Source organism: Rhizobium sp. 21-4511-3d, assembly GCF_053522545.1.
This window is the reverse complement of the sequence record NZ_JBNWCF010000010.1, coordinates 117,105-139,556: the sequence shown is the minus strand read 5'-3', so window position 1 is coordinate 139,556 and position 22,452 is coordinate 117,105. Positions and strand designations below refer to the sequence as shown.

Below are 22,452 nucleotides of genomic sequence, written 5' to 3'. Positions count from 1 at the left end.
GGTTCTCACGCAGTCAGAACGACCTTTATGCAATTGTCCTTCTTGTCACGGAACGTCTCGTAGAGTTCGGGCCCGCGTTCGAGGTCCGCGCGGTGGGTTATTACAAAACTCGGATCAATTTCGCCTTCCTCGATCCGGCGCAGGAGATCGAGCGAGTAACGGTTGACATGCGTCTGGCCGGTTCTGATCGTCAGGCCCTTGTTCATTGCCGCTCCGAACGGGATCTTGTCGAGGAACCCGCCATAAACGCCGGGAACTGAGACGATACCGCCAGGACGGCATGCCATTATTGCGGTCCGGAGAACATGCGGGCGGTCGGTTCCAAGCAATGTGGCGGCTTTTACCTTATCGACGATGGCATCAAAGGATGCCGTTGCATGCGATTCAGCACCAACAGCATCGATGCATTTGTCGGCGCCATGGCCAGCAGTCATGTCCTTGATGCGATCGGGGATGGTACCCTCGATTTCATCAAAATTGATCGTTTTGGCGCCAGCTGCGGCGGCGAGAGCCAGACGCTCTGGTACGTTGTCGATCGCAATGACGCGGGCGGCGCCTTGCATAAGTGCGCTCTTGATACAGAACTGGCCGACCGGGCCACAGCCCCAGATCGCAACGATGTCTGTTGGCTCGATCTCGCAATTGGCCGCTGCCATCCACCCGGTCGGAAAAATGTCGCCGAGGAAGAGTGCCTGCTCGTCAGAGATGCCGTTCGGTATGATTATAGGGGAGACATCTGCGTAGGGCACGCGCACATATTCGGCTTGTCCGCCGGCGTAGGCGCCCGTTAGATGCGAATATCCAAACAGCCCCGCTGTCGGATAGCCGAATGCCTTCGTGGCGTTCTCGGCATTGCGGTTCGTTCGCTCACAGACTGACCAGTTGCCCTTTAGGCATTGCGAGCACTCGCCACAGCAAATTGTAAAGGGTACGACCACTCTGTCGCCGACCTTGAGCTTCTTGTTGCCGCGACCGACTTCAACCACCTCGCCCATAAATTCGTGGCCGAGAATATCGCCCTTCTCCATGAAGGGGATGTAGCCGTCCATCAAATGGAGGTCGGACCCACAAATCGCGCAGGCCGACATCTTGATGATCGCGTCTCGGTCATTTTCTATTTTGGGATCTGGGACGCTGTCGCAGCGAATGTCGCCTTTCCCATGCCAGCAGAGTGCTTTCATCACTGTCTCCTTGTTGTCTCAAGATGCGGTGCCGACCGCGCGGGTTCTCGTGGTCAGAGAGATCACGATGGAAAGGACGCCGACCGCGTGGACGATCCAGCGCGCTGCGGGCGGAAAATTGACGATTGACGGTGCTATGAGCATGGCGAAGCCGAATACAGCATCGTTCCGCTATCGCTCGAAGCCAGGCGATAGTCCGTCTGGAGGTTGCCCAGGATAAACGCCACGGTGGTGGAAGTCTCGTCAATGCCCATCAATTGTCCGACTTTATCGTCTGGTGCCTAACAACGGCGCGTACGGAAAGTTCCGCGTTCGAAAACGGTCAGGGAAACGCCGGGCTGGTGCAATACCTGACACGTTCGACTAATCGGGCCGTGAACGAAAGCTTACACGGGATACGAAATCCGCAGGCGCGACGGGCAAGCCTGGAAACGACGCGATTTTGACGAAGCAGATCACGGAACAACAACCCGCATCCGTTGTTCTTGCAACGGACCCCTTACAGCGAGATTTTCATTGCGCATTACCGAATACGAAGCCACAGATCCGCCACCACTCCCGTCCGCGGACGAGAGAAGTCCGCCGGGCAAGGCGCCGGCGGCCTTCGTTGCGACGCGTCTTGCCGCCCTGCTTGAAAGCTCGCGCATGTCGATCTGCTACGTTGCCTTGAGTGAACTCTCCGCGGAGCGCGTCTCACGTTCGATCCGGTGCCTGTTTCCGGACCTGGACGTCGTCGAGCTGCCACCATGGGACTGCTTGCCCTATGACCGTGTTCCCCCATCTCGCAATTGCATGGGAAGGCGGATGGACGCCTTGAGTGTCTGGAGCGAACCCAGCCGGACACCAAGGTTGCTGATCACCTCGCTCAATGCTGTCCTTCAGCGGATCCCACCCCTGGACATCATAAGGAACAGTCGTTTTGCAGTCAGGACGGGGAGGCCCCTCGACAGGCAGATGTTCGAAGCGTTTGTCCGCTCCACGGGGTATGCGATCGAAACCGTGGCCGATGAGCCTGGGGAGCTCGCAATCAGAGAAGAGGTCATCGACATATTTCCCGCGGGAGCGGCAGCGCCGATGCGGATCGTTCTGAGCGAGGACGACGAGGTCGTCGAACTCAAATCCTACGACCCCGCGACCCAAAGGACGACCGAACTTCAAGACGAGATGGTCTTTGGTCCGGCATCGGAGGCAATCCCTGCCGATGACGGGATAAATGAGGAGAGGCCGTCTCGCAGCATGGAGCTCGCCCTCCTGCAACTCTACGATTCCATGCCGACCGTTTTCGATGTTCTCGGACAGTGTCGCGTGGCATTCGCGCCCGGAGCAGAAGCACGCCTTGGTGAATATCTCGGCATCGTCGATGACGCCCTCCAGGCAGATGACAGGTTCCGGGCTCACGACGGTTCACATCCTTGCTCCCTCTACCTTGATCGCGCCGAATGGAATGCACAGATTGCGACGCTTGCGACTGTCGAGCTTGACGTGAGGGGAGGCGATGCCTTGCCGCCCGCTAAAGAGGCCGGAAACCCTCGAAGGTTTCGCGAGGATGTCGCTCTTGCTAACCTGCAAAGGGGACGAAAGGTCGTCATAGCGGGCCGCGGCCGTTCGCTGGATGCGCTGTGTCAGCGGGTTGAAAAGACGTCCGGGCGCGTTTGCGACAAGGCAACGGCGTGGGATGCGGTCCTGAAGGCGCGCGCTGGTAGCCTCATCAGGGTGGAAAGCGACGTTGAGGAAGGTTTCGTGGATGAAGACCGGGACCTCGCCCTTATCCCCGCAAGCGAAGATTTGGCCTCCCTGCCGTCAACCGGCTCTGCGCTGATCGAGCCTGAGATTGAAATCGGCGACGTGGTCGTTCATGAAGATCACGGTATTTCGATCCTGTCTGATCTGGAGCGCGTCGCAATAGAAGGGCATGAAAGGGATGCTGCCCGGCTCCAGTTCCGGGATGACGCTTCCCTGTTGGTGCCGACCGAAGAATTCGGCAAGATCTGGCGATATGGCTCGCAAGCCGGGTCCGTCACCCTCGAGCGACTACACACAGATGCCTGGCGAAAGACCCAGGCAAGGATCGTTAAAGACATCGGGTCGACCGCCCGTCATCTTATGAAGCTTGCCCGTGAGCGGCACGCGGCAAAAGCCAAAAGGTTCGTTGCGCCACGCGGGGAGTATAGCCGGTTTGCCCGCCGGTTTCCCTATTCGGAGACGCCGGACCAGCTGGCCGCAATCAAGGCCGTGCTTTCGGACCTATCTTCAGGCCAGGTGATGAACCGGCTGATCTGTGGTGATGTCGGCTTCGGCAAGACCGAAATTGCGTTACGCGCAGCTGCGGCCGTGGCTCTTGCCGGCGGCCAGGTCGTGGTCATCGCGCCGACGACTGTTCTGGCTCGTCAGCACTTCTCGACGTTCCAACGCCGCTTTGGTGACACAGGAGTTTCGGTCGCGATGCTGTCGCGGCTGGTCAAGCCTTCTGGCGCAAAGGCGGTGAAGGCCGGGCTCGTTAGTGGCGAGATCAGCATTGTTGTCGCGACACAGGCCATTCTCGCGAAAGACGTGGCCTTCTCCCGTCTTGGTCTGCTAATCGTTGACGAGGAGCACCGTTTTGGCTTGAAAGAAAAGCGGGCGATGAGCGCACTTGCGCCGGCGCTTCATACACTTGCGATGTCCGCCACCCCCATCCCACGCACTCTGCAGTCTGCCATGATCGGCATCCAGGAGGTCAATCTCCTGGTCACCGCGCCATCGAAACGCCGGCCTGTCAGAACATCGCTTGGCCAATTTGACAAGGCGTCGATGCGTACGGCACTGATGCGGGAATTTCGCCGAGGTGGCCAGAGCTTCGTTGTCGTCCCAAGGATCGAGGACATCGGGGAAGTCGAAGCAATCCTTGCGACAATTGTTCCGGAACTTACCATCGGGATCGCGCATGGGAAGATGTCGGCCGGAGACATTGACGAAGCAATCGTTGGTTTTGCCAGCGGCGACGGGGACGTCCTGCTGGCGACCAATATCATCGAAAATGGCCTCGACGTTCCGTTGGCCAATACCATGTTTATCTGGCGAGCCGATAAATTCGGGCTTGCGCAGCTCCACCAGCTGCGCGGTCGGGTTGGACGGGCGAGAGCGCAGGGTTTTGCCTACCTTGTGACCGAAGAGGGCGCCGACGTTTCGGAGGAAACGCGGTTGAGACTATCTACCCTTGTCGAGAACGATCGCCTCGGATCCGGACTTTCCATCAGCATGCGAGATCTCGACCTTCGCGGCGCAGGTGACGTTGCCGGCGAGGAGCAGAGCGGGCACATCAAGGCGATCGGCATCGGGCTTTACCAACGGCTCCTCGAGCAAGCCGTGTTGGAGCTGCGTGGCCAAAAAGCGTTGGATCACCGGCGCTCGATCGTCAACCTCGGGGTTTCCGGCTCCATCCCGCGCGACTACGTGTCGGACCCGGCAGTGCGGTTCAATTTCCATGTGCGCCTACTGCACGCGGTCTCCATCGAGCAGGTGGACGATCTCGAAGAGGAATTCGAAGATCGGTTCGGTGATCCGCCTCAGGACCTGTTGATTTTGCTCCGGCTGACCAGGTTGCAAATTGCGGCGGCGCGCTTTGGTTTGGCGAGACTGGAGGCTGGCCCCAAGGCATTGGCAGTCACGGTGACCCCGAAAACGCCGGCGAAGGTGCTGACCACCTTGCTTAAAAATGCTGGATCGTCTCGACATGACGACCGTGTGGTGTTCGAGCGAGCAACGCAGACGGGCGCCGAACGTGTGTTTTTCTTCGAAAAGCTTCTCTCGTTGCATTAGGCGGCGGCTCGGTCACCGTGGCGCATCGCCGCATCGCCGCATCGCCTGCATCGATCAACGTCCGCTTTCCGCCTGAAGCTTAGAAAGATCGCTTGTGGACCGCGAAGGCGGACCGATTGTTATCAGCTGGCTTTTGTCGATCTGGCTCGCGTTGGGCCTACTCCTGAAGGAGGCCCGTGGTCGGCGCGGCTTTCGGCTGACAGCGTCTTGAGCCGACGCTGTCAGTTGGCCTTGCTATCTAGATCATTACCTCGCCACCCGTCACGGGGATGACGGCGCCGGTCATGTAGCTGCCGAGGTCGGAGGCCAGCAGGACATAGGCGCCAGCCAATTCCGCTGGCTGCCCGGCGCGGCCGATCAGCGTCTGTTCGCCGAATTTGGCAGCCTTTTCGGCTGGCATTGTCGAGGGAATGAGCGGGGTCCAGATCGGACCGGGCGCCACCGCGTTGACACGGATGCCCTTGTCGGCAAGCATCTCGGCAAGTCCAGCCGTGAAGTTCAGGACTGCCCCCTTGGTCGACGCATAGGCCAAAAGCTGCGGTGAGGGTTGACGCGACTGGATCGAGGTCGTGTTGATGATCGCACTTCCGGCCTTCATGTGTTGAGCGGCAGCTTTGGAAAGGAAGAATGGGGCGTAGATATTGGTGCGAAACGTCTCGTCCCACTCCTCCGCGGTGATGTCCCCGATATCAGCATATGTGCGTTGGAAGGCGGCATTGTTGACGAGAATGTCGATGCTTCCAAGTTCGTCGACGGCGCGCTGAACCAGGGAGCGGCAATGATCTTCGGACTTGATGTCGCCGGGGACTAACACAGCCTTGCGGCCGGCCTTTGCAATCCACTCTGCCGTGTCTTTCGCGTCGTCCTCTTCAACGTCCAGATAGGAGACGAGAATGTCGGCGCCCTCGCGGGCAAATGCGATCGCGACAGCCTTGCCTATTCCTGAATCGGCACCTGTGATCAGTGCCACCTTGCCGTTCAGTTTGCCATCGCCTTTGTAGGATTGTTCGCCATGGTCGGGAATCGGGTCCATGGCCCTCGTTTTGCCTGGCGGGCTTTGCTGCTGCTCCGGATAGGGCGGGGTTGGCCGGCGTGCATCATCTGTCATCGTGGGCTCCATTATTGTTTGACGCTTACCAAACATCTGCAGGCAACCACAGTTCCATTGCCGTCACGGTCGTTCGAGAAATGAGGCAAGATGTGACGTGAGAATGCCCGGGGGCCAAGCCGGACGCCTGCTCGGTCACGTAAGCCATCGTTCCCAATCCTGACGACCCTAGAGCACGGACCCGTCCGATTAGAGTTGCTACCACGAGATTTGGACCAGTCATTGTGATTTTTGGGCCCTCTGATTTCTGACGGCCGAACCGGTCGATGAAAGGATTAGCGCCCCTCTAGCCAGTGCCTCTCGGTCTCGGCGGCAGGGCGCCGCATGCGTATAGACATGCCGGCAGTCCGCGATATTTCTCTTGATGGGTCGAACGAACTTCGCTGACCGTCGTTAGCCGTCAGTCGATGGATCTAAGCAGACCAACGCAAGAACCGCCGCGTCGCTGCGGGCGGAATTGAAATTCTGTGCAAAGGGAATTCATTTGCCCAACAACCATGACGAGAAGGGATGAACATCTTCTGTCCCACGGCGTTCATGACCAAGATCAGCTTCTAATCAGAAAAGCCGCTTTTTAAGTTGGCTCTTTTCAACCAGGGAGAAAAACACAATGGCAGACCCCAAGGATTCACCCGCCGTCCAATCGTTGCTTCGCGAACAGGCGGCACAACGCTCACGGTCGCAAAAAGGCGAGCTCGACAAAGCTCTTGAAGACACCTTTCCGGCGTCAGACCCCGTATCCGCGTCGACAACGTCCATTCCAACCGGCCGGGCTGACCCAGGCGAGGCAGCGCGCGTGCTGCAGGCCGATGAGGAGTCCAGCTCTGATCCGGCTGATCGGTCCTTGAGGCGTGACGCTGGTCAAGTGAGACAGGCGGCGTCTCAGGTTGCAAAAGACGGGGCGAGGGCCGCCCGTGCCGAGGCTCGAAGCTTCTGGGCCGATGTTGAAGCGACCGTACGCGAAAACCCGCTGACCGCAGTCGGCATTGTCGCCGGCCTCGCCTATCTGTGGGGCGCCACGCGGTAAGCTCAATCAAGCACCGCAGGAGGCTTGCGGACAAGGGCGAGCCTCCTGCTCATGCCCAATGCGGCGTTCAGTTTGCTCTGCCATCAGTATCCACGACAGGCAGATGCAAGTGGATATAGAGACGCAACCGCACGATCGTATTGCGTCCTCGTTCCTGTCATTGCTATCGCACCAGCCGGTCGTTGCCCATTTCCAGCCGCGCCAAAGATGGTATTGATCGCCGATAATGTAGACCCAATCCGCATAATGGTCGAAGCAGGCGCTCCGGTTGGAGCTAAGATGCGCGACTATCGCGTGCGAGCCCAGAGCGCGCTGCGAGGCCTTTCTCGGTCAACCGGCATCTGTAGGCCAAGGAAAGGTCTCCTATGACTTCGATCAAATCATTTTGCAGAGCTAGGCGAGTTGTTCGCCGTCCCACAGTCGATGGCGGCGGCCGAAAGCTTAAGTGATCGAGATGCATCAGTAATGTGCGCATGCGCTGGCCGGTCAATGTCTTCATGGGCAATCGTAATCGCAAAAAATCGAGTGGCGTCAAACGGCAGGATAAATCGGCGCAGACATTCCGGCCGCGCACTGGCATCGCATTTCCAGCGTAAGGCTCGCGAGGTGTCAAGGGGCCCCAGGCCACGGTGGCGATCAGCCTTTCGTCCGGGCGGCAAAACGGGGATCGTTTCAACACCGCTGGTCGCCTGCCGGGTCGGTCATTGTCGGTGGAAGCGCAGGGGTTGGGGTGGCCGGCACGCGGGAGGAATAAGCCTCGCCCTGCACAGGTGGATGCACAGGACGAGGCAGCTGGTTTGGATTGCCCTTCAAACCATAGCCATGATGAACGCTTAAAAGCGAGCTGTCAGCCTGACCCTTAGGATTAATCAAAGCGGCTTGGACGCTACGTAAGGTTGGTTGCCAGGCCGGCAACATCCTTGCAAAAAGCAATGTGGTGCTTCTCAAACCGTCGTCTACCAGCGGCAGATACGCTTATCACTATAGACCCAGCGGTGATGATAACGATGCCGGACAGTGGTCACGCGGCAGCGACGACCAGGGCGGTAGTAGTGGCGCGCATGGTGGCGGCGCCAGTCGCGCCGGTCTCGGCCGCCATCCCTGTAGCCTATGTGAAGATCGCCGACGGTAAGCGTCAGACTGTCGGCCATTCCCGGTGTCGCGGTCGCGATTATCGATGCCAATCCGATCTACCAGCCATCAGTAGCGTTTTCATTTTTCAATACTCCGTTCGAAACGCAGACCTGAAAACGCAGCCGTCCGTTTGCTGTGCCTCGATCGACCTTAGTCCTACTATGCGCGATCGGACGGCAGCGCTCCTATCTCCCAGCCACAAAGCGGCCGGTACCACGCAACTGTGACCCATCGACAGAGACGGGAAACGAGCGAAAAGACTAGCTGTCGTGCGGCCTCCGAGCAGCAAAACAGGAAACGAAGAGCCGACCGCAACTCACCCCTTGACTCAGGACTGGGTGAAGGATCCGTTTCTCGCTGCTGCACCCTCCGCAGATCGCGCTAGCGCCGGGTGTTCGTTCTGGTCCATTCCTCGTATTCGCCCCGAGCATCATCGTGCAACGGATAGTATCGCTGCAGGGATCCGCCAGCCATCAGCTTCATACGGGAGAATTCTTCCCAGTCATGGTGGGTTTTTGATTCCTGGATCACCTTTGAGGCCATGGCAACGGGGAGCACGACCACCCCGTCATCATCCGCCACGATGATGTCTCCGGGGATCACCGTGACGCCACCACAGGCAATCGGTACGTTCACTGCGTTGGGATAGATGCTCGTCTGAACATGGTAGTTCGGCGTCCAGCCGCGAAGCCACAGCGACAGGTCCAGCTTTTCGACGTTGGGTCTGTCGCGCATGCATCCATCGATAACGATGCCGGCGCCGCCGCGGCCCTTAAAATAGGTCGACATCATATCGCCGAAGACACCCGAGCTCATATCGCCGCGCGCATCGACGACGACCACGTCGCCTTCCTGCACGTGATAGAGGACATGGCGGTGCAGCTGCGTTTCCGGATCAGCGTATTCGCCCTCGCTGAAGAGATCAGGCCGCTGGGGCATGAACTGGAGTGTCAATGCCGGTCCGACGATCGATCTGCCTCGCCGCTGCGAAACGGGGCCAACCATGTGCGGATTGCGAAATCCCATGTGCCCAAGCGTTCCCGCTATCGTTGCCGCGCCGATTTCTTCCAGAGCCTCGATCAATTCCTTGGGGGGCCGCGTAATATCCGTTGTCTTGGTCATGGGGGCTCCAGTGTTTGGTAATTACCAGTTGGTGACTGAACCGTCGCGGCGCCTCAGATGCGGCGCTTCCCAGAAGCGGAAGCTCTCGGCGGCAATGGCATCCTCATTTACCTCGATGCCGAGCCCGGGCCGTTCGCTGACTGGGTAGTCTGCTCCGTCCAGTCTTGGCTGAACTGGAAAGAAGTCCGAATTGTCAAAGCCGAGCCTGGCTTCAGGCGCCCGGGTCTCTAGCCAAGCGAAATTGGCGACAGCGGCTGCAAAATGGATTGTCGCAGCGGTACAGACCGGGCCAAGTGGATTGTGCGGCATCAAATCGACGTAGTGCGCCTCGCTCCAGCCGGCGATTTTCATCGCTTCTGTGAGCCCCCCGACGTTGCAGACGTCAATCCGGTTGAACTGGTGAATGTCGCGCTCGATATACGGCAAGAACTGCCACTTGCTGGCAAATTCTTCACCAATGGCAAAGGGGATATCCGTCATTCTGCGCAAGGATTCATAGGCTGACGGTGTTTCATCGCGTATCGGCTCTTCAAGAAAATCAAGAACACCGCGGCCGAGCTTGTTGCAGAAGCTCGCCGCCTCCGCCACCGATAAGCGGTGGTGATAATCGATACCGAGGACGACGTCATCACCCAATACCTCGCGTGCCTCGTTCAGCATCGATGCCGTTGGGCCAATTGATTCTCTCGGCTCGAAAATATCCTTGCTGTCCTGCCCGGCCGGGAAGAAACGGATTGCCTGCCAGCCTTGTGCCCGCAATTCACGCGCGCGCTCGATGGCGGCAGCCCCCTCGGCCTCGTCACCGGTCGATGCAAAGGTTGGAATGCGCTCGCGCTGCCTGCCGCCGAGCAGTTCATAGACCGGCACGCCAAGGGCCTTGCCCTTGATATCGTGAAGAGCGATATCGATCGCCGACATCGCCGCCTGGAGAACCCGGCCACCTTCAAAATACTGGCTGCGATAGATCTCCTGCCAGATCCGGCCGATCTGCATCGCGTCGCGGCCGATCAGAAATTCGCGATAATGCTCGATCGCTCCCGTGACGGCTTGCTCGCGCCCACTCAAGCCGCTTTCGCCCCAGCCAAAGATCCCTTGATCGGTTTCGACCTTGACCAGCATCTGATTGCGAATGCCCACCCATACTGGATAGGGCTTGATTGCAGTGATCTTGAGTTTTGCCGTCATCGACGCCTCGTGTTGCGCATTCGCCTGCTGTCAATCAGCTCTCAGGGCCATTTCTGTTTCACCGTCGAAGAGATGGATCCGCTCCTGATCGAATTCGAGCCAGATCTGTTCGTCCGGCGCAACCGCGACAGCCGGCGGCACGCTGATATTGACGATCGCGCCGGAGAGGAACGCTTGCACGAAGGTGACGTCTCCCGTCGGCTCTACGGTATAGGCCTTGGCGGGCACGCTTCCCGGAACCGCACTTTTGTGCAGTTTGATGGTCGAGTGTCGCGCACCGAGAACGACTTTCCTCGACTTTGCCTTGTCGACCTTGCGAGCATTTGCTGTGGAGAGTTCCAGATGCCAGCCTTCCGCGCTGGTCAAAACAGCTCTTCCTTGGCCTGTCGATGCTTCGAGGGGCACCAGGCTCATCGCCGGGCTGCCGACAAATCCGGCAACGAACATGTTTACGGGATTGGCAAAGACCTGCGCTGGCGTATCGTATTGCTGGAGATAGCCACCATTCATCACCGCCATTCTGTCTGCCATCGTCACAGCCTCAAGCTGGTCATGCGTCACATAGATGATTGTCGCCTTCAGATCCTGATGAAACCGCTTGATCTCCGAGCGCATTTGAACGCGCAGCTTTGCATCCAGGTTGGAGAGCGGCTCATCCATCAGGAACACGGCAGGGTCGCGAACAAGAGCGCGGCCGAGTGCCACGCGCTGCTGTTGTCCGCCCGACAGCTCCCGCGGCTTGCGTTCGAGCAACTGCGTCATATCGAGGACGCGGGCCGCTTCCCTGACTTTCTTGTCGATCTCGTCCTTCGGCAGTTTTCGCATCTGCAGCGGAAACGCCAGGTTTTTGTAGACGGATTTTTGCGGATAAAGAGCGTAATTCTGGAACACCATTGCGATGTCCCGGTCTTTGGGGTCGAGTTCGTTGACCACACGATCGCCGATGACGATATCGCCAGATGTGACCGAGGTCAGCCCCGCCACCAGGTTGAGCGTCGTCGTCTTGCCGCAGCCTGAAGGGCCGACGAGTGCGACGAATTCGCCGTCGTTGACCGTCAGCGAAACGCTTTTAACAGCATTGAAGCTGCCATAATTTTTGATCAGATCCTTTAAGACCACATGGGCCACGAGCAACTCCCTAGTGCTTGACGGCGCCCTCTGTCAGCGCGCGGACGAAGTATCGTTGCAGAAGCAGAAACAGGACGACAACCGGTACGCTCATCATGAAGCTGGCCGCCATAAGGCCAGGAAAGTCGGTGGTGTTTTCCGAAAAGAAGCGCTGGATGCCGACAGGCAAAGTCAGCTGTTCGTTTTTCGAAAGGAAGGTATAGGCGTAAATGTACTCGTTCCAGGCGCCGATGAAGGAGTAGATCGCTGTTGCGATGATCCCGGGCGTCGACAGCGGCACAACGATCAGAACGAAGGCCTGAAAGCGTGTCGCCCCGTCAATGCGCGCGGCTTGTTCCAGCTGGATTGGAATGTTGTCGTAGAACCCTTTGAGGAGCCAGATGGCCAGAGGCAAGCCGAAGGTGAGGTAGGTCAGGACGAGGGACCCGTGGGTGTTGACCAGCCCGATTGCCCGCATGAGGATAAAAAGCGGTACGAGAAAAATCACCGCTGGAAACATGTTCCGAAGCAGGACGGCAAAAAACAGAAAGTTCCGTCCAGGAAATGAGAAGCGAGAGAAGGCGTAGGCGGCCGGGACAGCGACGATCACCGACATTATGGTCGTCGCCGTGGAGACGAATAGGCTGTTCCAGAAGAAACGCAGGAAATCCTGGCCGACGCTGTTTTGCGGGTCGAGCAGCTTCTGGTAGCTGGCGAGCGTCGGCTGATCCGGCCACCATTGAGGCGGAAACTGCATTGCTGCGAAGCCCGATTTGATTGACGTGAGCAACATCCAAATCATCGGCAAGGCTGTGTAGAGCAGCATGAAGAGCAGGAAGATGCGCCCGCCCCATCGCCATGCATCGACGCGCGTGCGGTGGTGCGGCTTGGGCGCGTCTCGGGTCTGTGCAATCGTGCTCATTCGGCCGCTTCCTTTTTATCGTTGGAGCTGAGCGCGCGGACATAGAAGTAACCGAACGACATCAGGATCAGGAACAGCAGGACCGAATATGCAGATGCAACGCCCCACCGCTGGCGGCCGAAGGCGAGCTCGTAGATGTGGGTGATCCAGATGTGCGACGCGTTCGACGGGCCACCGCCGGTCATGATCCATGGGATGATGAACGAATTGAAGTTGGCGACCGCCAGAAGCAGGATCGTTACGATCGAAACGTTGCCGACATGCGGGAAGGTCACGTGCCAGAACCGCTGCCACGCATTGGCTCCATCTACTTTTGCTGCGCGCAGCAATTGGTCGGGAACGGTCTGAAGAGCGGCCATCATCATGATCATGGCGAACGGGAACTCGCGCCAGATATTGACGATGATGAGAGAAGGCAGAACGGTATCGACATTGTCGATGAAGTTGGGTGGCCGGTCTGCGAGACCGAGGCCGACCAGAACCGCGCCGATCACGCCGAAGTCTGAATGATAAATCCATTTCCAGATATAAGACGCGGCGACTGCGCTGATGACCCACGGGATAATCAGGATTGCGCGCAGGATCGCTCTGCCTGCAAAGTCGCGATGGAGCGCTAGTGCACAGGCAAACCCGAGAACGAAGGAGATGAAAGTCGACCCAACCGTCCAGATAAGCGTGTTCTTGGTCACCGTCCAGAACACCGGGCTTTTCAGGATGGCGGTATAATTGTCGATGCCGACAAAGATCTTGTCGCGCAGCTGCAGACCGGGCGGCGTGTTGAAGAAGGACAGTTCTATCGTATAGTATATGGGGTAGGCGATCACGATAAGCATCACCGCGATCGACGGCAGCACATACGCGTAGTCGAAGCGATGATCCCAAACCCTGCGCATCACTCCAGATCTACGGTTATGCCACCGGCCAGTGTTTTCGGCCTTTCCGGTCAAAATCGTCACTATGCAAAGCCCTCATCCGTGGGAAGAAGGCCGGCTGCAGATCGCTCTGCAGCCGGTCCAAGATCAAAGGACCTTGTCTAGAGGCCACCATCCATCAGTTCCTTGACCTTTTTAGCCGCGTCATCTGCGGCCTGGTCAACGGTCATCGCCCCGGTCAGCGCGTTTTGCAGCATGTCGGGCACGATGATGTTCATGATTTCCGGTGACTGCGGAAGTGCTGGGAAGGGAATGCCGTAGGGCAGCATGGACGTCGTCACGTCAAGAAACTTTATCTTTTCCAGCCGGTCTTTCATCCACTTCGTCTTGAAGCCGTTCAGGTTCCCGGGGTTGGATCCGACATAGGCGAGTTTCAGCGACCATTCCGGGCTGCTCCACATGCAGATGATCGCCTTGGCTGCGGGTTCATCGACCGTGCCGCCCTCGACATATTCCGGCTTGAGAATATGGATGTTCGAGCCACCGAAGACCACGGCACGCTTGCCGTCAGGTCCGGTCGGGATCAGGCCGTAGCGCATGTTGTCGATAACGGTCTGTGCTTTCTCCTTGTCCGTCGCCGTTGCTTTTTTCTGCAGGTCGAGCATGACGTCGTAATCGGACGGGTGCGAAACCATCATTCCCAGCTGGCCAGCAAGGAATAGCGGCTGATTGTCAGCCTGCTGGTTGGTCAACGCCGAAACGGGAACCGACTTGTCGCGGACATACATGTCATAGGAGGCCTGCAAAGCCGCCTTGCTTTGAGGGCTGGCAAGTTCGACCTCCTTGTAGGTCGGATCGGCGGATGCTTCGTCGAAGACACCACCGCCATAAGCCCATAGCTGCGGCATAAAACGGTATGGCGTATTGCCAGCGTTCTTGCGGGCCACGAGGCCATAGCCCGACACGCCAAGCTTGTCATGGATCTGCTTGGAATATTTTACGACGTCATCCCAGGTGGCTGGCGCCTTGTCGGGATCGAGGCCAGCGCGCTTGAATATGTCGGCATTCCAGATGAATGCCATCGTCTCGTTATTGGTCGGAATGCCATAAGGCACGCCATCCCAACTGACGGCCTTCATTGCGCCGGGCCAGAAGTCCTCTGTCTTGTAGCCGACATCCTCTGGCTTCAAAGGCTGAAGGTAACCCTTGGCAGCGAACTCGACGCCTCCGAGGATTTGCAGGCGGACGGCCATCGGTGCGGCGTTGCCGAGAAGCGCGGTGCGGAACTTGTCGAGAAGATCGTTGTAGGTCAGTCCCTGTTCTTCGAGCTGAATATTGGGGTAGGTCTTGCGGAACGTCGCGAAGAAGTCCTTGTAATATTGCCGAAGTGAATCGGGATCTCCCTCGAAGATACCCTGGTACCAGAAGGTCAGCCGCCCCTTATAGTCGAGGGGTGTTACCTTGCTGCAGTCCGCTGCGGTATCGAAGTCCTGTGTGCCGGCGATCGACCTTACATAGTCGGGTGACCACTTGCTCAGGTCGACCGATGCGCCCAAGGCTGAGGCAGACATCATCGACATCAGCAAAGCGGTTGAGACGGTGCCGCGCAGCACGGCACCTCCGAGTGAAATCCTCGTCATGGGTATCCTCCAGGTTCTCCCGAGCCGCTCGGTCCACGGCGAGCGCTCCTGTCCGCTGGGCCGCCTCCTCAAGCAGTGTATCCCATCAGACGGATTGCACGTTTTCAGATCAAGGAATGTCTGTCAATCGGCAAAATCGTACATTGTTTGAAGCCGATTTGCATGATAGGCGAGTAAGCCGAGTATTGGATGGGGATTATTTTGAACGAGACGAGCGATTTCAGAGCCGGACCACCTGAAGGCATCGATGCCGATGGAGCATCGAGCGAGGGGGCCTCGCTCTACAAAATCATCAGGGACGACATCATCGAGGGCCGGCTGGCGGCAAACGAGCGGCTGGTGGTGACCGATCTCGCCCGGCGCCATGGTACGTCCACCAACCCGGTGCGCGAGGCCTTGCAGCTTTTGCGAGGAGAGGGTTTCGTCACATTCGTGCCGAACCGGGGTGCGCGCGTCCGGCCGATCGATCAGGACTTTGTTCGCGATATCTACGAGATTGGTGTCCTCATTGAACCGGCATTGACACGCTGGTTCGTCACGATGGCAACCGTTGACGACATTGCCGAACTTGAGCGCATTCAGGATCTGATTGAGCAAAACGATTTTGCCGACCCGTTCAAACACAGTGAGTTGGACACGGCTTTTCATACGGTGATGTACCAGAAGCACTATAACCGTCATGCTGCCGAACTCTGGTGGAAGCACCGTGAAGTGCTGCGCGCAGTCGGGCGGCGGTTCAATTTCACGCTTGCCCGCCGGGCCGCCATCCTGAGTGAACACCGTGAGCTCATCGCGCATGTGAAGTCGGGAAACGCCGAGGCGGCAGCTGAACTCATCGCCCGGCACGTCGAGGGCTCCGGCCGTCATCTCCTCGAACACATGCGGGCGCGTAGCGCTCTTCGTGCGGGATAGACAAAGCCCGGGTGTAGACTCTCCTTCATGCCTCCAAGTCAAAGGTACCCCAGATGAAGATTACCAGTGTACGGCCGTGGCTCATCAAGTCGGATGCGTCTTACTGGGGCGAGTTCCTGTTCGTCGAGGTGACGACCGACGACGGGGTGAGCGGCTGGGGAGAGATCACAACGACGACGAAACTCGCCAATCGTGCGCTCTGTACGATCCTGCGCCAGATCGGCCAAGCACTGAAAGGCGAGGATCCGGGGCGCATCGAATACTTGTGGCACAAGATATTTCGCAGCTTTACCTACATGGGCAGCCGAGGTGCGGCTGTCGAATGCGTCAGCGCGATCGACATAGCTCTATGGGATATCCGCGGGAAAGTCATCGGCAAGCCGATCTACGAGCTTCTCGGGGGCCCGGTACGAGACGAGATCGCGCTCTACACCCATCCCAATCAGGCGAGGTTTACCAGCAGAGAGGCCGTCATCCGCGAAATCCGCGACATCGTCGATTCTGGTCACACCGGACTGAAGTTCGATCCTTTCCCCCAACAAGGACGCATCGCCGATGGTTACGCGCGAGAACAGCGAGACGGCTATCTTGACGGCACCATGACCCGAAAGGATGAGCGCGAAGCCGCAGAGCTTACCGCGCTGATCCGTGAGACGGCGGGTCCTGATGTCGACATCTTGATCGACGCCCACGGCCGTTTCGATGTCCCCACTGCCATTCGCCTTTGCCGAAGCCTTGAGGAAGCGGGGCAAATAGACTGGTTTGAGGAGCCTTGCCCACCCGAAAGCCTCAACGCTCTCAAGCAGGTCCGGGAGAAGGTAAGCGCCGCGATCTCGTGGGGCGAGCGCGGCCACACCAAGTGGGACTTCGTTCCGGTTCTCGAAAACAAGCTTGCCGACTACATCATGCCGGACGTCACCTGGACGGGGGGCATTACCGAACTGAAGAAAATCTCAGCTCTTTGCGAAGCTTATTATATCCCGGTCTCCCCGCATGACGCCGCCGGCCCGATCAACGTTGTCGCTGGCGCCCAGGTGATGATGACCGTTCCGAACTTCTACAAACTCGAGACATCGGAGTGGAACCTGGGCAAGTACGATCATCTCATCGACCGCCCACTCGATGTCTCAAATGGCAACCTGAAGCTCAGCCCCAAGCCCGGGCTCGGTATCGAGATGAACCGCGACTACCTTCAAGACCACGAGATTGCACTGGACTGACCAACGTTTTCGGCTGTGCCGGCCGCGCGGCGGCCAGCCCTGTCGACAGGAGCGAGGATCAACTTATGAAAGAGGCAGACGGAGCCGAAGACGCGCTCGATCGGGTGAACCAGAATTCCAAGCCCTCGGACCTTCGCATTACCGACATGCGGGTTGCCGAAATCGTCGGTGCACCCTTCACCTCTGCGCTTCTCAAGATCTATACGAACCAGGGAATCGTCGGGCTCGGCGAGGTCCGGGACGGGGCGAGCGCGACTTATGCTCTCATGTTGAAGAGCCGATTGCTTGGCGAAAACCCCTGCGACATCGATCGCCTGTTCCGGCGCATCAAACAGTTCGGCGGACATGGACGGCAAGGCGGCGGTGTATCGGCGGTCGAAATTGCCCTTTGGGATCTTGCCGGCAAGGCCTATGGCGTTCCGGTCTACCAGATGCTCGGCGGTCGCTTCCGGGAGAAGGTACGCGTTTATTGCGACACGGACGCCACCGTGCCGAGCGGCACGGAAACCGGCAAGCGCCTAAAAGAGCGCATGGATCTCGGCTTCACCTTCCTCAAGATGGACCTTGGGCTGATGCAGATCGCCGATGTCCCTGGAGCGGTGGTGTTTCCTGCAGGCTCGCTGGAAGGATATCGCGACAGCCCGACGCGCGGACCGTTGAAGACGGCGGACGAACGCCGTCTTCGCAATGCAGCCTATGACGTGCATAACGTCCAGCATCCATTTACGGGTCTGCACTTTACCGACAAGGGCCTGGACTTGCTTGAGCAATACATCGCCGAGGTTCGCGAAGTCATTGGAATGAATGTACCGCTCGCGATCGACCACATCGGCCATATTTCGATGCAGAACGGCATTCGCCTCGCGCGACGCATCGAGAAATATGTGCCGGCATGGCTCGAGGACGTGATCCCCTGGCAATACGCACAGCAATATCGGCAATTGCAGGATGCCACCACCGTACCGATCTGTACCGGCGAAGACATCTATCTCAAGGAGGGTTTTCAGCCGCTCCTCGACAGTGGCGGTGTTTCGGTCATCCATCCGGATCTTCTGACCAGCGGAGGCATCCTTGAGACCAAGAAGATCGGTGACATGGCCCAGGATCGCGGTGTGGCAATGGCGATCCACATGGCGGAGAGCCCGATTGCGGCGATGGCGGCTGCTCATGTTGCGACAGCGACCGAAAACTTCATGGCCCTTGAATATCATTCGGCCGATGTCGACTGGTGGGACGACATTGTGACGGGCCTACCAAGACCATTGGTGAAGGATGGTTTTATCACTGTGCCCGACAAGCCGGGGCTTGGGATCGACGATGTCGTCGACGAGGTCATCCTGCAGCATTTGCAGCCGGGTGTCGCCGGCATTTGGCAGCCCACTGACCATTGGGATGACGAGTATTCCTGGGATCGTACCTGGAGTTGAAGCGAGAAAACGAAGATGAAGATCACCGACCTGCGCTGCGCTGTTATCGGCAAACACCCCATCGTCCGGATTGTGACCGACGAGGGCCTCTATGGCCTCGGCGAGGTGGAGTTTACCAAGACTTACCTCAAGCCATGGGTATTGCATTTTCGCGACGCTCTGATCGGTGAGGACCCCACCGACGTCGAAAGGGTGATGCTGAAGATCCGCCAGCGCGGCTCGTTCAAGCCATATGGCGCGGCCGTGAGCGCCATTGAGCATGCATTGTGGGATATCGCCGGCAAAGCGGCTGGCGTGCCGGCCTACAAGCTGCTTGGGGGCAAGGTGCGAGACAAGGTGCGCGTCTATAATGGCTCGGTGCGCCGGAAGCGTTCGGGTGATCGGCCGGAGGATTACGCCGCCGACGTCAGATGGATGATGGAGCAGCCGCAGAATTTCTTTATGGTCAAGCAGGGGATCTCGTTCCACTCCAATATGAAGGATACGGTCGAGGATTTTCATTATGGTGTGACGCAGACCAAGGCGGGTTACCACGGCGCGATGGATCAGGGCGTCATCAGCGAGCGCGGCTTCAACAATATGCTCGACTGCGTCATCGCAATGAAGGAAGTGCTTGGGGACAAAGTCAGCCTGGCGCTTGATTGTGGCCCAGGCTGGATGTTGCCGGATGCGATAAAGTTTGCTCGCGCGGTCGAGAAATACAATCTGATGTGGCTGGAGGACATGCTGACAGGCGACTATGTGCCCTGGGTCAATCCTCAGGCCTACAGGGAGCTGACCACCTCTACCTCGACACCGATTCACACCGGCGAGCAGATCTATCTCCGTCACAACTTCAAGGAGCTGATCGAAACGCAAGCCGTTCGTGTCATCGGGCCTGACCCGGCTGATGTCGGAGGTATCGCGGAACTGAAATGGATCACCGAACACGCCTATATGCACTCAATCCTGATGGCCCCACACGGAACGGCAAACGGGCTCCTTGGTCTCGGCGCGTTGATCAATGTGTGCGCGACGCTGCCGGCAAATTATGTTGCCTTTGAATATCCGACCGCCTCGGATCCTTGGTGGGAAGATCTGATCATTGGCTTGCCGGAAGAGATCGTGAAGGACAGCATGGTGGATCTTCTTGAGACGCCAGGCCTCGGTCTCGACATCGACGCGGAGAGCGCGAAGAAATACCTCAAGGAGGAAGATGCAGGATTTTTCGACCTGAACTGAAATGTCATCAGCGCGAGCAACGACCAGGCGAAAAATAGCCTTCAACGAACGTGTCACCCCAAATTTCTCGGCCCCGCTGGCAGGTGTCTGAAGCAGCCAAGTCTTCTGCTGGAAGATGGGTGGGCAGGTGAGCGACTGGTTCATTGCAATGTCTGGCCGCCTTGAATTAAATCATAGAAGGAGGAAAAGATGCTCAAAAGGACGCTCGGCCGGCAGGGTCTGGAAGTCTCGGCTATTGGTTTTGGCTGCATGGGTTTGAACCATCACCGCGGTCCCGCGATGCGCTCAAGCGATGCGATCACTTTGATGCGAACGGCATTCGATCGCGGAGTGACCTTCTTCGATACCGCCGAAATCTATGGTCCTTTCACGAACGAGGAACTCGTAGGGGAGGCTCTCGCACCGATCCGCGACCACGTCGTGATTGCCACAAAATTTGGCTTCAGGGACGGGCGATCAAGCAATGGCCTTGACAGCCGGCCGGAGAGTATCCGTCGGATGGTCGATGCCGCGCTTGTCCGGCTTAGAACCGACCACATCGACCTTCTCTACCAGCACCGTATCGATCCTGACGTTGCGATGGCGGATGTTGCAGGAACGGTCAAGGATTTGATCGACGCCGGTAAAGTCTTGCACTTTGGGCTATCGGAGGCCGACGATGAAGCTATCCGGATAGCTGATGCGGTCCAGCCGGTTGCCGCCGTGCAGAGTGAGTACTCCCTGTGGTGGCGCCGCCCCGAGGCGAGCGTTCTTTCGACCGTCGAAGAATTGGGGATCGGGTTCGTAGCCTATAGCCCTCTGGGACGCGGCTTCCTGTCGGGGACGATGGGGCAAAGCACGAACTTCGCGGCCGACAACGATCAGCGCAAGACAAATCCCTATCTCTCAGCTGAAAATCGCGCGGCGAACCAACCGATCATTGATGCGATCCAGGCAATCGCGGAGGAAAAGCGGGCGACCGCTGCACAGGTTGCGATCGGTTGGTTGCTGGCACGGAAGCCATGGATTGTTCCCATTCCCGGAACGACGAAGCTGCAAAGGCTCGACGAAAATCTCGATACGCTTTCCCTTGAGTTCAGTGAAAGTGATCTGGAGAAAATCGATCGCCTGTTTTCGACCATCACGGTTCACGGTGAGCGCTACGCCAGCGCTCCTGCGCCAACGGCCGAACGATAGAGCGCCGGTTCCCGTCGCAGCCTTACAGAGCCATTTCAGGCTGCCATGTCCTATCGGCAAACGAGACATCTTACGCCGATGAGCCGCCGCCGCTGATCGTCCTTCTATCCAAGTGGGGAACTGTTACCGTCCGGAGATAATTCTGCAGATGTTTTGAGCCCCGTGCCTGTCACGTTTGCCCAAGCGTCTCTATAACCTCTAAGCCAGGCCGCATAGCGGTCAGGTCGACCTTGATAAGGGTTTGCAGACAGTAAGGCCCCATTTCGCGCGCTCAAACAACCAGCCTGCTCGGCGTCCTTGGTTTCCCTCATCAAGCTCATAAGGATCTCCACAAAAGCAAGATTGATAGAAAAATCTGGTTGATGTCCAACGTCGGTACTTCTCCCGCTGCCAATGTCAAGTGGCAGAGGCCGCGGGATTGGCGTCCAACCGCTGCAGGCCTGATCGTTCGCCAGAGCTTATAAAGTGGGTCTTCAACCATGCGTTGTCCATGATCGATTGCGTCACCCTTGCCATTCTTTGCGGCTTTCAACCCGTCGGCTCCCCGGCACCAAGCGGGCACAACAGCCAGTTGCCCTATCTCGCCGGATCGGAGAAGCTATACGTTGCCTCCAGCTTCCAGGGACCACCTTGGTAGTGCCATAGCTGATACCCAATCATGTTCAATGTCTTCGGCTCAAACTCATCGCGGAGTTCGTCGAACAACAGGTTGGCCTTTTTCGTGTCGACCCCGTTTTGCACGGTAATGTGCGGCCGCCATGGCTGAAGGTCCTGCGGGCAAAGCCACGGCTGAAAGCTGCGTCGCAAGGCAGCGCGAATATTGTTGAGCTCGTCGGAGGCGACCGCGAAGGCGACGCCACGGCCGAGGTGGTATATGCCGGTCGTTGTCACGGTCGCCGGCACGACGTCTGCTGCCAGGGCTGCGAGTGTCGTACGGATGTCTGCGAGGCGGATGTTATCGATTTGATGAAACATCGTCAGATGCGCGCGCAGAAAGTTGCGGGGACTGGGAAAGTGCCTTTTACGCAAGGCTTCAAACGCTGCGAGATCGTCATCGGGGAATGCTGCGGTCAGGATCATAGCATCGAGATAGATTGACGCAGTTAAAATACAAGCAGGGGCATCTCAGAGAAGCGCGCAAAGGCGCTCAGTGCGCTGGTCTGGCCAAACAAGCTACCAGCATCGCTCGGCGATCGATCGCCGGTGGAGAGATGAACGCCAAGTCGACACCACCATGAGGCTGTCGGGGCACGGCGCCGCCCGCTGCCGGGACCGGAGCGAAGAATGCAGGTAGCCGAGAAGGCAGGCGATCCTTACCACCCACAGACCTCCCTGTGCAATTAGCGCTTTAATGTTGCCACCGATCGCCACGAAACCGAATCTCGGTCGGCGCGTTTTGA

16 protein-coding genes are annotated in these 22,452 nt (G+C 58.2%); 7 read left to right on the top strand and 9 right to left on the bottom strand.

The genetic code is table 11. The annotated features are described in order from the left end of the window. Positions 1-5: 5 nt before the first annotated feature. A complete protein-coding gene (locus ACQZ5H_RS21870; protein WP_203431218.1) occupies positions 6-1,181 on the bottom strand; it encodes a zinc-dependent alcohol dehydrogenase in 1,176 nt (391 codons plus the stop codon). Between the two features lie 516 nt (positions 1,182-1,697). Between ACQZ5H_RS21870 and ACQZ5H_RS21865 the strand changes: the two genes are divergently transcribed. Next, positions 1,698-4,979 (top strand): DEAD/DEAH box helicase, encoded by a 3,282-nt coding sequence (locus ACQZ5H_RS21865; protein WP_449099001.1) that lies wholly within the window; start codon positions 1,698-1,700, stop codon positions 4,977-4,979. A gap of 238 nt (positions 4,980-5,217) precedes the next feature. On the opposite strand, the gene ACQZ5H_RS21860 is transcribed toward ACQZ5H_RS21865, so the two are convergent. Then, positions 5,218-6,087, bottom strand: a complete 870-nt coding sequence (locus ACQZ5H_RS21860; protein WP_203431217.1) for an SDR family oxidoreductase — start codon at positions 6,085-6,087, stop codon at positions 5,218-5,220. Between the two features lie 610 nt (positions 6,088-6,697). On the opposite strand from ACQZ5H_RS21860, the gene ACQZ5H_RS21855 reads away from it, so the two are divergent. Then, entirely contained in the window at positions 6,698-7,114 is a 417-nt protein-coding gene (locus ACQZ5H_RS21855; protein WP_203431216.1) for a hypothetical protein, read from the top strand. Between the two features lie 1,515 nt (positions 7,115-8,629). Here the strand turns inward: ACQZ5H_RS21855 and ACQZ5H_RS21850 are convergent. The 6 genes from ACQZ5H_RS21850 to ACQZ5H_RS21825 all read right to left on the bottom strand — a co-directional run bounded on the left by ACQZ5H_RS21850 (position 8,630) and on the right by ACQZ5H_RS21825 (position 15,096). After that, positions 8,630-9,370 carry a ribonuclease activity regulator RraA gene (locus ACQZ5H_RS21850; protein ID WP_449099000.1) on the bottom strand — a complete coding sequence of 247 codons (741 nt, stop codon included), beginning with the start codon at positions 9,368-9,370 and terminating at the stop codon, positions 8,630-8,632. A gap of 21 nt (positions 9,371-9,391) precedes the next feature. Beyond that, complete coding sequence (locus tag ACQZ5H_RS21845; protein ID WP_203431215.1) at positions 9,392-10,555, bottom strand: mandelate racemase/muconate lactonizing enzyme family protein; 1,164 nt, start codon at positions 10,553-10,555, stop codon at positions 9,392-9,394. 30 nt (positions 10,556-10,585) lie between these two features. Further along, positions 10,586-11,683, bottom strand: coding sequence for an ABC transporter ATP-binding protein (locus tag ACQZ5H_RS21840; RefSeq protein WP_203431214.1), 1,098 nt, complete (start codon positions 11,681-11,683; stop codon positions 10,586-10,588). Between the two features lie 10 nt (positions 11,684-11,693). Next, on the bottom strand, positions 11,694-12,584 hold the full coding sequence (locus ACQZ5H_RS21835) for a carbohydrate ABC transporter permease (RefSeq protein ID WP_203431213.1): 891 nt from the start codon (positions 12,582-12,584) through the stop codon (positions 11,694-11,696). Next, positions 12,581-13,540 (bottom strand): carbohydrate ABC transporter permease, encoded by a 960-nt coding sequence (locus tag ACQZ5H_RS21830; RefSeq protein ID WP_203431212.1) that lies wholly within the window; start codon positions 13,538-13,540, stop codon positions 12,581-12,583. The genes ACQZ5H_RS21835 and ACQZ5H_RS21830 overlap by 4 nt, the downstream gene beginning before the upstream one ends. A gap of 77 nt (positions 13,541-13,617) precedes the next feature. Next, entirely contained in the window at positions 13,618-15,096 is a 1,479-nt protein-coding gene (locus ACQZ5H_RS21825; protein WP_203431211.1) for an ABC transporter substrate-binding protein, read from the bottom strand. Positions 15,097-15,297: 201 nt separating this feature from the next. Here ACQZ5H_RS21825 and ACQZ5H_RS21820 point away from each other — a divergent pair, with 201 nt between their 5' ends. The 5 genes from ACQZ5H_RS21820 (at position 15,298) to ACQZ5H_RS21800 (ending at position 21,052) form a co-directional block, all read left to right on the top strand. Continuing rightward, positions 15,298-16,008, top strand: a complete 711-nt coding sequence (locus tag ACQZ5H_RS21820; protein ID WP_112716169.1) for a GntR family transcriptional regulator — start codon at positions 15,298-15,300, stop codon at positions 16,006-16,008. Between the two features lie 53 nt (positions 16,009-16,061). Next, positions 16,062-17,228 carry a mandelate racemase/muconate lactonizing enzyme family protein gene (locus ACQZ5H_RS21815; protein WP_449098999.1) on the top strand — a complete coding sequence of 389 codons (1,167 nt, stop codon included), beginning with the start codon at positions 16,062-16,064 and terminating at the stop codon, positions 17,226-17,228. Positions 17,229-17,293: 65 nt separating this feature from the next. Further along, complete coding sequence (locus ACQZ5H_RS21810) at positions 17,294-18,655, top strand: mandelate racemase/muconate lactonizing enzyme family protein (RefSeq protein ID WP_203431210.1); 1,362 nt, start codon at positions 17,294-17,296, stop codon at positions 18,653-18,655. Positions 18,656-18,670: 15 nt separating this feature from the next. Continuing rightward, positions 18,671-19,876 carry a mandelate racemase/muconate lactonizing enzyme family protein gene (locus ACQZ5H_RS21805; RefSeq protein WP_203431209.1) on the top strand — a complete coding sequence of 402 codons (1,206 nt, stop codon included), beginning with the start codon at positions 18,671-18,673 and terminating at the stop codon, positions 19,874-19,876. 189 nt (positions 19,877-20,065) lie between these two features. After that, positions 20,066-21,052, top strand: a complete 987-nt coding sequence (locus ACQZ5H_RS21800; protein WP_203431208.1) for an aldo/keto reductase — start codon at positions 20,066-20,068, stop codon at positions 21,050-21,052. Positions 21,053-21,628: 576 nt separating this feature from the next. Here the strand turns inward: ACQZ5H_RS21800 and ACQZ5H_RS21795 are convergent. Then, entirely contained in the window at positions 21,629-22,132 is a 504-nt protein-coding gene (locus ACQZ5H_RS21795) for a 2'-5' RNA ligase family protein (protein WP_203431207.1), read from the bottom strand. Positions 22,133-22,452: the final 320 nt, after the last annotated feature.

Coding starts and splice junctions, on each gene's coding strand:
- ACQZ5H_RS21845 (WP_203431215.1), bottom strand. CDS start 10,555: ATGACGGCAAAACTCAAGATCACTGCAATCAAGCCCTATCCAGTATGG.
- ACQZ5H_RS21815 (WP_449098999.1), top strand. CDS start 16,062: ATGAAGATTACCAGTGTACGGCCGTGGCTCATCAAGTCGGATGCGTCT.
- ACQZ5H_RS21795 (WP_203431207.1), bottom strand. CDS start 22,132: ATGATCCTGACCGCAGCATTCCCCGATGACGATCTCGCAGCGTTTGAA.
- ACQZ5H_RS21805 (WP_203431209.1), top strand. CDS start 18,671: ATGAAGATCACCGACCTGCGCTGCGCTGTTATCGGCAAACACCCCATC.
- ACQZ5H_RS21860 (WP_203431217.1), bottom strand. CDS start 6,087: ATGACAGATGATGCACGCCGGCCAACCCCGCCCTATCCGGAGCAGCAG.
- ACQZ5H_RS21835 (WP_203431213.1), bottom strand. CDS start 12,584: ATGAGCACGATTGCACAGACCCGAGACGCGCCCAAGCCGCACCACCGC.
- ACQZ5H_RS21855 (WP_203431216.1), top strand. CDS start 6,698: ATGGCAGACCCCAAGGATTCACCCGCCGTCCAATCGTTGCTTCGCGAA.
- ACQZ5H_RS21810 (WP_203431210.1), top strand. CDS start 17,294: ATGAAAGAGGCAGACGGAGCCGAAGACGCGCTCGATCGGGTGAACCAG.
- ACQZ5H_RS21825 (WP_203431211.1), bottom strand. CDS start 15,096: ATGACGAGGATTTCACTCGGAGGTGCCGTGCTGCGCGGCACCGTCTCA.
- ACQZ5H_RS21870 (WP_203431218.1), bottom strand. CDS start 1,181: ATGAAAGCACTCTGCTGGCATGGGAAAGGCGACATTCGCTGCGACAGC.
- ACQZ5H_RS21800 (WP_203431208.1), top strand. CDS start 20,066: ATGCTCAAAAGGACGCTCGGCCGGCAGGGTCTGGAAGTCTCGGCTATT.
- ACQZ5H_RS21850 (WP_449099000.1), bottom strand. CDS start 9,370: ATGACCAAGACAACGGATATTACGCGGCCCCCCAAGGAATTGATCGAG.